General features: G+C 41.8%; 11 protein-coding genes. 6 read left to right on the forward strand and 5 right to left on the reverse strand.

The window, feature by feature from the left end; genetic code table 11:
* The coding region (locus WC724_03580; GenBank protein MFA6078069.1) for a crossover junction endodeoxyribonuclease RuvC at nt 1-230 on the forward strand (230 nt) is incomplete at its 5' end.
* A gap of 287 nt (nt 231-517) precedes the next feature.
* Nucleotides 518-670, forward strand: a complete 153-nt coding sequence (locus tag WC724_03585) for a hypothetical protein (protein MFA6078070.1) — start codon at nt 518-520, stop codon at nt 668-670.
* A gap of 46 nt (nt 671-716) precedes the next feature.
* Here WC724_03585 and tyrS read toward each other — a convergent pair whose 3' ends face one another.
* Nucleotides 717-2,054, reverse strand: a complete 1,338-nt coding sequence (tyrS, locus tag WC724_03590) for a tyrosine--tRNA ligase (GenBank protein MFA6078071.1) — start codon at nt 2,052-2,054, stop codon at nt 717-719.
* A gap of 93 nt (nt 2,055-2,147) precedes the next feature.
* Here tyrS and WC724_03595 point away from each other — a divergent pair, with 93 nt between their 5' ends.
* Entirely contained in the window at nt 2,148-4,688 is a 2,541-nt protein-coding gene (locus tag WC724_03595; GenBank protein ID MFA6078072.1) for a penicillin-binding protein, read from the forward strand.
* Here the strand turns inward: WC724_03595 and WC724_03600 are convergent, their stop codons facing one another.
* From WC724_03600 to dnaA, 3 genes are all read right to left on the reverse strand, one after another.
* Nucleotides 4,689-4,943: a hypothetical protein gene (locus WC724_03600; GenBank protein MFA6078073.1), complete on the reverse strand. Its 255-nt coding sequence runs from the start codon at nt 4,941-4,943 to the stop codon at nt 4,689-4,691.
* On the reverse strand, nt 4,943-6,043 hold the full coding sequence (gene dnaN / locus WC724_03605; protein MFA6078074.1) for a DNA polymerase III subunit beta: 1,101 nt from the start codon (nt 6,041-6,043) through the stop codon (nt 4,943-4,945). The genes WC724_03600 and dnaN overlap by 1 nt, the downstream gene beginning before the upstream one ends.
* A 230-nt stretch (nt 6,044-6,273) precedes the next feature.
* The gene (gene dnaA / locus WC724_03610; GenBank protein ID MFA6078075.1) at nt 6,274-7,650 is read right to left on the reverse strand and encodes a chromosomal replication initiator protein DnaA; all 1,377 of its coding nucleotides are present in this window, start codon (nt 7,648-7,650) and stop codon (nt 6,274-6,276) included.
* Nucleotides 7,651-7,840: 190 nt separating this feature from the next.
* Between dnaA and rpmH the strand changes: the two genes are divergently transcribed.
* The 3 genes from rpmH (at nt 7,841) to WC724_03625 (ending at nt 9,344) form a co-directional block, all read left to right on the forward strand.
* Entirely contained in the window at nt 7,841-7,978 is a 138-nt protein-coding gene (gene rpmH, locus WC724_03615; GenBank protein ID MFA6078076.1) for a 50S ribosomal protein L34, read from the forward strand.
* Between the two features lie 388 nt (nt 7,979-8,366).
* A complete protein-coding gene (gene yidD, locus WC724_03620) occupies nt 8,367-8,579 on the forward strand; it encodes a membrane protein insertion efficiency factor YidD (GenBank protein ID MFA6078077.1) in 213 nt (70 codons plus the stop codon).
* Between the two features lie 39 nt (nt 8,580-8,618).
* Nucleotides 8,619-9,344 carry a YidC/Oxa1 family membrane protein insertase gene (locus tag WC724_03625; protein MFA6078078.1) on the forward strand — a complete coding sequence of 242 codons (726 nt, stop codon included), beginning with the start codon at nt 8,619-8,621 and terminating at the stop codon, nt 9,342-9,344.
* Nucleotides 9,345-9,374: 30 nt separating this feature from the next.
* On the opposite strand, the gene WC724_03630 is transcribed toward WC724_03625, so the two are convergent.
* Nucleotides 9,375-10,001: hypothetical protein (locus tag WC724_03630; GenBank protein MFA6078079.1), on the reverse strand; the 627-nt coding region annotated here is incomplete at its 5' end.

Raw genomic sequence — 10,001 nt, forward strand, 5'->3', positions numbered from 1 at the left:
TTCTTTACCAGGCTCGACTCTCCGGCCTTGAAATTTACGAATATACCCCGCTTCAGATCAAGGTGGCCACCACGAGCTACGGAAAAGCCACCAAAAACCAAGTAATGGCCATGGTAAGGCAGCTTGTTTCCGGGGCGGAGCATATTAAACAAGACGACGAAATGGACGCCATCGCAATTGGCATAACCCATTTTGCATATCATCACCCTCAGAAAACCACGGCAAAATAAGGTTATTTCCAGTAATGAGGCGTATTCCACAGGTTATCCCCAACCTCGGAGCGAGGCCCTTTATTTTGAAGTGCCTTGCACAGCCTGCCTGGCGGCAGGCAGGCGCAGCGGCGCGAGCAGAGCAATTTGCTAGCAAGCAAATATGCGTGCACTCCAAAAGTAAGGGGGCGAGTGGCACTTATCCACAGTTCTGAGTAAATGGTCTTGCAGATAAAAAAGCTTTTTGCTACAACTATGTGGTCTAGAGAAAAGATAACCACCGTAGACACCTAATTTAAAAATAAAACATGAGTGACGACGAAGCAATAGTAGATATCGACCCGGAAATACTCGATGAGGAGGGACTCTTTTTGGATGAAGAAGATGATCTCGGGATAAACTTGGGTCTTGACGGCGACGAGGAGCTTGACCTCAAGCCCGGCGCCGAAGAAGAGCTATAGTTTTAGTTAGCTAATAAAAAACCGGCACGTGCCGGTTTTTTATTAGTTAGTTTACTTTAATAAACCTGCGCTTCCCTATTTTGTACACGCCGGGCACCGCAACCTCAGTTGCGTTTGAAATTTTTTCCTCTCCTCCCCCTTCTTCCAGTTTTTTTACTGCGCCCTCATCAACAAGGCGCCTCCACTCACTTTTTGATGCTACTATTTTCGCGCGTAGAAGTAGGTCTGAAAAAAGTTCTCCCGCTTTCATTTTTATTTCCTCAACATCATCAGGGATTTCTTTTTTTTGAAAAGTTGAGACGAAGGCTTCGCGCGCGCTTGTCGCTGCTTTTGCGCCGTGGTAAATAGCAACTACTTCTTCGGCGAGATCGAGTTTTATATCTCGCGGGTTTGTGTCAAAACTTTTAAGTTTGTTCTCGAGGTCCTTTAGCCTCAACATATCGGCCGACGTACAAAGCTTGTAATAGTTCAAAATTGAGCTATCAGGGATAGACATTATTTTCCCAAAAATATTATTTGGTTCCTCGGTAATTCCAATGTAGTTATCAAGGCTCTTGCTCATTTTTTCCTTCCCATCTGTTCCAACTAAAATTTCTAGGCTCATCACCGCCTGCTCTGGTTGTTTGTTTGCCTTCATTACCTCCCTACCCATGAGCATGTTGAATGTCTGGTCTGTCCCCCCAATTTCGAGGCTGCAGTCCCCATAGATATTGTAGAGAGCAAATGAATCAACCCCTTGGAGAACGGGGTAAAGCATCTCATGCATATAGAGCGGCCGCCCCTCTTTTATACGGTCTTGAAACATGTCGCGCTCGATCAGTTGTGAATAGGTAATGTGTTTTAGCGTCCAAATGAGCCCCTGCAGGGTAATCCCTTGTATTTTTGTCTTACCAAGGTGCGTTTTCTGCATACGAGAATTTTCATATGTAGTTGCTTTTGTTATAAAGGTTCCCTCTCCAGCGAGGTCGGTTATTGTATAAAACCAGTCAGAGTTTCGTATCCACGAAAACACATTGGGGTCAGTGAGCAGAATTTTGCCCACTTGATTCATATAAGTCTCCATATTTTCCTCTACCTCCTTTTGCTCAATTTCTGGTCGAACCTTACTTTTGCCTGTCGGGTCCCCAATAGATGCGGTAAAATCACCTACTAAAAATACCACCTTGCACCCAATCTCTTGGAACTTGCGTAGCTTCTGGAGGACCACAGCGTGTCCTAAGTGAAGGTCTGGGCGGGTGGGATCAACACCAAACTTGATAATAATCTCCCCAACATCCTCGCCTTTGGTTTTTTTAAGAAGTTTTTCTTTGAGTTTGCCGTTTGGGTCAACAAGGGTGGCCACCCCACGACTGAGCAAATCATTTATTTTCTCTTCAAGATCCATACCAGTGCATTTTATCACAAATTGCCCTGCTAGCCCATTGAATAGGTTTATGGTACAATCGCGCTCTCAATTGTTGTATAATTATCTAAGTTTATGGCACAACCACTATCTTTATATAAAAAACTGGCTCGCAGGTTTGCTCTTCACCCCAAAACTATATTTCTCTTTTTGGTTAGTGTTTTATTCATTTTTACGGGGATCCTTATCCTTTGGGCCTCCTTTATTCCGCTCCCCGATTTTAACTCTTTTAAAGACCGAAAGATTGTTGAGTCCACAAAAATTTACGACAGAACAGGGAAGATTCTTCTTTACGATGTACACCAGGATGTCCAACGCACCGTCGTCCCCTTTGACCAAATACCTCCCAGTCTTCGCAATGCGACGATAGCAATTGAAGATGCTAACTTTTACAGTCATTACGGCATAGACCCAAAATCAATTCTTCGCGCTGTCCTAGCCAATATTGTTGGCGGTGGTTTCCGACAAGGTGGTTCTACAATCACTCAGCAGGTTGTTAAAAAAACCCTTCTAACAGATGAGAAACTCATTACTCGAAAAATTAAGGAGGTTGTTCTCTCCTTCCGTCTCGAGCGCGCGTTTACTAAAGACGAAATTCTTGGCTTGTACCTAAACGAAATTCCTTACGGTGGAAATATATATGGGGTTGGTCAAGCAAGCCGTGTATTTTTTGGCAAAGAGGCCAAAGACCTTACCCTCGCAGAGGCTGCATATGTTGCTTCTATCCCAAATGCCCCTACTTACTACTCACCATACGGCAACCACCGAGACAAGCTCGATGAACGTAAAAATTTTGTATTAAAGAGAATGTTTGAGTTGGGTTTTATTGATTCAAATACATACTCACAAACATTTAAAGAACGGGTATCTTTTTTGCCAAAAGAAACGGTCGGCATTAAGGCTCCTCATTTTGTTGAGTGGATTAAAGAATATCTCGCAGATAAGTACGGTGAACAAGCGGTTGAAGAAAATGGTTATAAAGTAACCACGACACTTGATTATACGCTCCAACAAAAGGCGGAGGAGGTAATCGCACAATATGGCCCTGATGTAGAAAAAAACTATGCTGCAAAAAATATGGGCCTTATTGCGATAAGCCCAAAAAACGGGCAGGTTCTCGCAATGGTGGGGTCAAGAGACTATTTCAACATGCAAAAACAGGGAAACTTCAATGTTACTATTTCTCCAAACCGCCAACCGGGATCAACGTTCAAACCATTTGTTTACGCAACCGCGTTTATGAAGGGCTACACCCCGGAGACGGTGCTATTTGACCTGCGAACAAATTTCAGCACCAACTGCAGCTCGCGCGGTATTCCCTTATATGGAAACATTAAGCCCGAAGACTGCTACATGCCGGAAAATTATGATGGAAAATATCGTGGGCCTGTTTCTATGCGCAGTGCCATAGCAATGTCACTCAACATCCCTTCCGTAAAAACTCTTTACCTCGCCGGTGTCCCTGACTCTCTTGAGACAGCTAAAAAGATGGGCATTACAAGTTTGGGTTCTGCCTCTCAATATGGGTTAACTTTAGTTTTGGGTGGAGGAGAGGTGTCACTTTTGGAACTCACCGGAGGTTATGGTGTTTTTGCAAACGATGGTGTCCGCAACCCAACCACCCCCATTCTGCGAGTAGAAGACAAAAACGGTAATGTGGTCGAGGAATTTAAACAAACAAGCTCCGAGGCAATCCCGAGTGAGGTTGCTCGAAAAATCACAAATGTTTTGTCCGACAATGAGGCCCGAACACCAGAGTTTGGTGCTAACTCCGCCCTTTATTTCCCCAACAATGACGTTGCGGTCAAAACAGGTACTACAAACGACTATCGTGATGTGTGGACATTGGGATATACACCAAATATCGCTGTTGGTATGTGGGCGGGAAACAACGACAATACCCCAATGCACAAAAATATTGCCGGGTTTATTATTACTCCTGTTTGGCATTCTTTTATGGAGGAGGCTATCAAACTTACCCCTCAAGAGCGTTTTATTGCCCCCCAACCAGAAGATCTGAGTGCTCTTCCTGCACCGCTTGCCGGAGTATGGCAAGGAGGAGAAAAATATGTTGTTGACACAACTTCCGGGCAGCTGGCCACACCCAACACCCCGACAGAAACAAGAAAAATTGTTGTTGTTCCTGACGTACACTCTATTCTTTATTGGTTAAACAAAAACGACCCTCGTGGTCTCCGTCCCTTAACGCCCCAAAACGACCCCCAGTTTCATCTTTGGGAAGAGCCGGTACGTGCTTGGGTTGCCACCCAAAACATCAAGGAAGGAGACCGTAGTGGCATTCCGACTACTTATGACACCACACACACACCAGACACACTTCCTGTCCTTTCTGTATCGGGGGCAGACCTTGCTCAAATCCATAAAACAGACACTCCTTTATCTCTTTTGGTAACAAGCACCGGTAAATACCCACTGTCTCGTGTTGAATTTTATTTAAACGGACAGTTTGTTGATAAAAAAACACAGATTCCTTTCTCTTTTGTTTTTACCCCTTCTGATATTTCTTATCTCTCGACAACAAACACTCTTACTTTTGTTGCTTATGACACGGTTTCAAACAAGGCTGTTTATACATCACAGCTTCTTGTTGAATAATTACTGAATTTCCAAATATTCGCTTTCGTCAAGACACCCCCTTATTTCGTTGAGTATTTCTTCTTTTCTCAAAAGAATTTCGGTTTTGATTATCGCGTTTGTTTTTATAATAATTGTTTTGTTGGAAAAAAATATTTGTTTAGGAGAAACAACGATGTTTTTTTTGAGCAAAAGAGAAACAATTTTTTCCTTTTTTGTTTTATCTGTGTTGGTAAGACCTTTGAAACGGGCGAGTAGTTGGTGGATGGGTAGCATTATTTTGTGAGCGGCATTGTTAAATAGGTGTAAGACGGGTCCCCAAGACCTTTGATAACGACAGGCTTGTTAGATTCATTGAACTCTAGGACAAGGCTGTCTCTCTCTATTCCCCCCAAGCAATCAAAAAGGTGTTTGCCGTTTAAAAGCGTTTCTATTGGGTCTCCAGAAATTGTTGCCGAAAGACTTGTTTCTGTTTCTCCAATATCAGAGTTTTTTGTTGAAACAATACATTTTTTATTTGTCGGATCAATATTTATTTGTATTTTGTTGAACTTGTCGGAAAAAAGTGTTGATAGTTTAATAGCATTTAACAAATCTTGCTTAAGGACCACTATCTCGGTTGTGTGTTTTTTGGGAATTATTTGCTGATAGTCCGGGTATATTCCTTGTATTGCCCGAGAGGTAGCATAAATATTTTTCCCCACGCAAGAAATTTGTGTCTTTGTAATTTTAAAAAATAGTTCTTCGTTTGTGTTCTCAAAGATTTTTACAAGCTCTATGATGTTTTTAATGGGAACAATCAGCCCGGTAAAGACTTTGTCGTTGTTATATTCAATTCTTTTTTCGGCCAAACGGAAAGAGTCCGTCGCTACAAAAACGATAGCCTTGGTGTCTTTATATATGTAAACACTCGATATTTCTGGCTTTACATCAGAAACTGCCGCGCTCATTAAAACTGATTTGACCCCCTGTAAAAACTTGCTGGTTGAAAGAGTAAAACTTTCCTCGTCTGTAATGTTTGGGATTGTTGGAAAGTCGTCTGGGACAAAACCTTTTATTGTTATGTTTTTTGACTTGGTTATTATTTTGCAAACACCATTATTCGCTATTACGGTGATATTTTCTTCGTCTGGTATGTTGTTAAGAATACTAGAGAGGAGGGCACCGGGAATAGCAATGTTTCCTTCTGTTTTAATATCTGCCGGTATTTGAAGCTCAACGCCAACTTCGAGGTTTGTTGCCCTTATGATCAAGGATTTGTTGCTTGTTGCCAAAAAAACAGAGCTAAGGATTGGCAGAGAAAGGTTTTTTCCGGTTACTCTTTCCGCGTTTACAACGCATTTTTGAAGAAGCTCTCTGTTACAGGTGAAGTTCATATACTGTGTATTATTATCTTATATATACTTATTATTATTACTATACCTGTTGATATGTGGAAAACCAACAACAACGCTTTATCACCAGCGTTTTAGAGAATAAAGAATAAGGATTAGGTGTGTATAAAAAAGGACAAAGAGCAAGGACAGAAGAATTCAATATTTTTAAAATTTTTTTTGTTTGGGTTTTAAACATATAATAAATAGCTTATACACAAGAAACGCACAGGTTAAAACATTGCCCTTATTTGGTCGACCTCCTGCATTAACGAGAGGTCGTTCTTCATATCCACTTTTACTTTTTCACAAGAGTGCATCACTGTAGTGTGGTCTCTTCCCCCCATCTTTTGCCCGATTGTGGGGTAAGAAATATTAAAGTCCTCCCGGAGAATAAACATTGCAATCTGGCGAGGCTTCACCACCTCTTTCCTTCTTGTTTTTTCATAAACAAAGCTCTCTTCAATACTATAAAAATCACAAACAACTTTGACTATCTCTTTTACAGACAGGATTTTCTTCGGCTTTGAGGTGTTCTTAATAAACGGCTTAATCTCATTAAGGGTTAGATTCCTGTTTTTGAGTTGAGATTGGCAGATAATGCCGTTCAATAAACCCTCAAGCTCTCGAATATTGCCCTGCACTGAGGAGGCGAGGTAGTCGATAATTTCCTCAGGAGGAAAAAAGTTTTGGGAAGCTGCTTTAGCGCGCAGAATGGCGAGGCGAGACTCATATTCCGGCTCTTGCACATCAACAATCATTCCTGCACTAAAACGAGACTTCAAGCGAGACTCAAGCGCAGGGATGTAGTTTGGGTGCTTATCGGATGAAAAAACAATTTGTTTGTTGTTGTGGTAAAGCTCGTTAAATATATGAAACAGCTCCTCTTGGGTCTTTTCTTTGTTTGAAAGGAACTGGATGTCGTCCATAATGAGGAGGTCGTAGTTGCGGTATTTGTTTTTGAATATGACCATTGCTTTTGATCCTTGCCCGACAGAGTTTATATAGTCGACAGAAAACTTTTCAGAAGTTGTATAAAAAACACGCTTTGTCGGGTGGTTTTTTTTGACCTCATTTCCAATCGCTTGAATAAGGTGAGTCTTTCCCAGACCGGTACTTCCATAAATAAAGAGGGGGTTATAAACATTTGTGCCGACCTTTTTTAAAATTGCCTGTGACGCGGTGTATGCGAGCTCATTAAAAGAGCCAATAATGAAATTCGAAAAGGTGTAGCGTTGGTTTAAACCGTCTTCGCGGTTAATGTAAAGATTTGCAAGTGGGAGCTCCCCTGTTTGTTGTTCTGCTTGGGGAAGAAGTGCTTTTTTGTCTGTTTTTTTATCTTCAATTTTACAAACAGAGTATTCAATGCCGCGGATATTTTCGGAAAGGTTTCGCAAAGAGCGCAGGATCATTTTGTGGAATTTATTTTGTAGCCAGTCTTTAACAAATTCATTTGGAACACCAACAACCACAATTCCGTCATCTTGTTTTATTATTGTTGTGTTTTTGAACCATGTACTAAAATTTGCCCGCGAAAGATCTGCCTCAAGCTCAAAAAGTGTCTTCTCCCAGAGTTGTGAATTTTCAATAGTAGAAACGGGGTTTTGCATGTCGTTATTATATTACTCTCAAAAGAAAATACGAAAGTTGGTTTGTGGAGTGTTTGGTTAATAGGCTGTGGATAAGCTGTGTATACCAAATCATTTTGTTATTGTTTTAGCTAATTGGTACCACTATTCTATATAGTTCTCAAAGAAAAGCCACTAGATTTTTTTATAGAATAGTGTATAGTGTCTCATTATGTCTCAAACGTATCAGCCTAAGAAGAAAAAAAGGGCAAAAACACACGGTTTTCTTGTCCGATCGTCCTCAAAAAACGGGAAAAACATTCTTAAAAAACGCCGCCAAAAAGGGCGAAAACGTCTTAGCACGGTCTAGAGCCATGCCCTTTGGGCACTCTCTTTTATGCTTGCTCGAAAAAACCGTGTCTCTAAAGCCGAATTTCCAACCCCCAGAAGCAAAGGGGTCAGGTTTGTCTCTTTGCTTTTCTCGGGGATTCTTTACCCCACAGGAAAAAGCACCAAGTTTTCGGTGGTAGTATCCAAAAAGACGGCTCGAACAGCAGTCTCTCGGAACCTAATTCGAAGAAGGTTTTACTCAGCAGTGGGGCCTCTCTTGAAGGAAATAAAAACTGCCGCCCTTGTCGTTTTTTATCCTAAAATAGAGGCCGCAAAAACCTCCTTTGTTGAACTAGAAAAGGAGATAAAAAACGTGTTTATAAAAAATAGTCTGTTGTAGTAGAGACGGTATGAGAAAAGCAGTAATAATGGCAATCTCCTTTTATCAAAAATTTTTATCCCTCGATACGGGCCTTTTTGCCATAAAGAAAGGCACAACGTGTGTTTTTTTTCCGACTTGTTCCGAGTACACAAAACAGGCAGTTACAAAATATGGGGTAATAAAAGGGCTTGCGTTCGGTTCACGGAGGATTCTTCGCTGCCACCCATGGCAAAAAGAGCACATTGACCCTCTGCTGTAGGCTCTGGTAAAAACACAATATTTAAGCTACTATTGCGCAATGACTTCAGGAATTTTTTCTACAATTTTTTACAAGCCGCTTTATAATGCTCTCGTGTTTAGTTTATCGGTTGTTCCCGGGGCAAATGTGGGCGTTGCTATTATTGCGCTGACCCTCTTTGTGCGCGTTGTTTTGCTCCCTTTTTCTCATAAGTCGGTGGTTTCTCAGTCTAAAATGCGTGCGATAGCGCCGCACCTAGAGGGTATTAAGGAAAAGTACAAAGAGGACAAACAAGAGCAAGCTCGCAAAACAATGGAACTTTATAAAGAGCATGGGGTTAACCCGTTTTCTGGGTGTATTGTGGTTCTTGTCCAGTTGCCGGTCCTTTTTGCCCTTTATTTCGTTTTTTCAAAAGGGCTCCACGCACTTAATGGTGACCTCCTTTACTCATTTGTACACCTGCCTTCCTCAATAGACAATATGTTTTTGTGGGTAGATCTTTCGAAAAAGAGTATTATCTTTGCTGCCGTGGCCGCCATCGCACAGTTTTTCCAGATCAAACTATCTGTTCCTCCTCCCGCAGCACTTCCTGAGGGGGCGAAATCTTCATTTAAAGATGATTTTGCAAGGAGTTTCAGTACGCAAATGAAATACATGCTGCCCTTGGTTGTCTTCGGGGTGTCATATTCAATTTCAGCAGCAGTTGCTCTCTATTGGGCAACAAGCAATATTTTCTCTATAGCGCACGAGCTGTATGTGAAAAGAAAAGCTGAAACAAAGAGGTAAACAAAAAGACCGCCTGGGCGGTCTTTTTGTTTACCTGATTTTTTGCATATCAGGGGTTATTGAGGAGGGCACAACTGCCGCCTTGACTGCGGTGTTGGGGAGGGCTGTAGGCTGGGCCGGTGCTGCCTCGGCGAGTCGATACATCCATGGTGTTCCCGAAACCTTATTAATAAACAACAAGAACGAATCATTTGTAGAAAGAGAAAGGTTTGTCATGTCGAGCCCTGAAATCCCTAGACTGTCTGGGCCCATAATCTTTTTTGTTATTGTTGTTGTGGTATCAATTGACCATAGGTCGTCGGTAAAAGAAACAACACCCTGATACCACTGATCCGGGAGACTTCTACCCAACAAAGATTGTGGCACAGCACAATATATTAGGGTTTTGGTTGTTTTGGACCACACGCATTTCTCGGGGAGTGTCTGTAGAGACAAAGACTTTGTTTGCTTATTGACCGAATCGAAAACAAACAGACTTGGGGATCCGCTCTGGGACTCAGAATAGAGGACAAGTTGCCCGTTGGGGCTTGTTAATGTCGTGAGGCCTTTTATATTCCCTAATATTTTTGTTACCGATTTTGTATTTGGGTTGACAAAAAATAGATGTCCCGGAATTTCTGCCGACGGTTTTGTCGTAAGGGTAACAAGGCCTGAGTT

The organism is Candidatus Paceibacterota bacterium, from assembly GCA_041661305.1.
Classification (GTDB): Bacteria; Patescibacteriota; Minisyncoccia; order Phycocordibacterales; family VMEP01; genus VMEP01.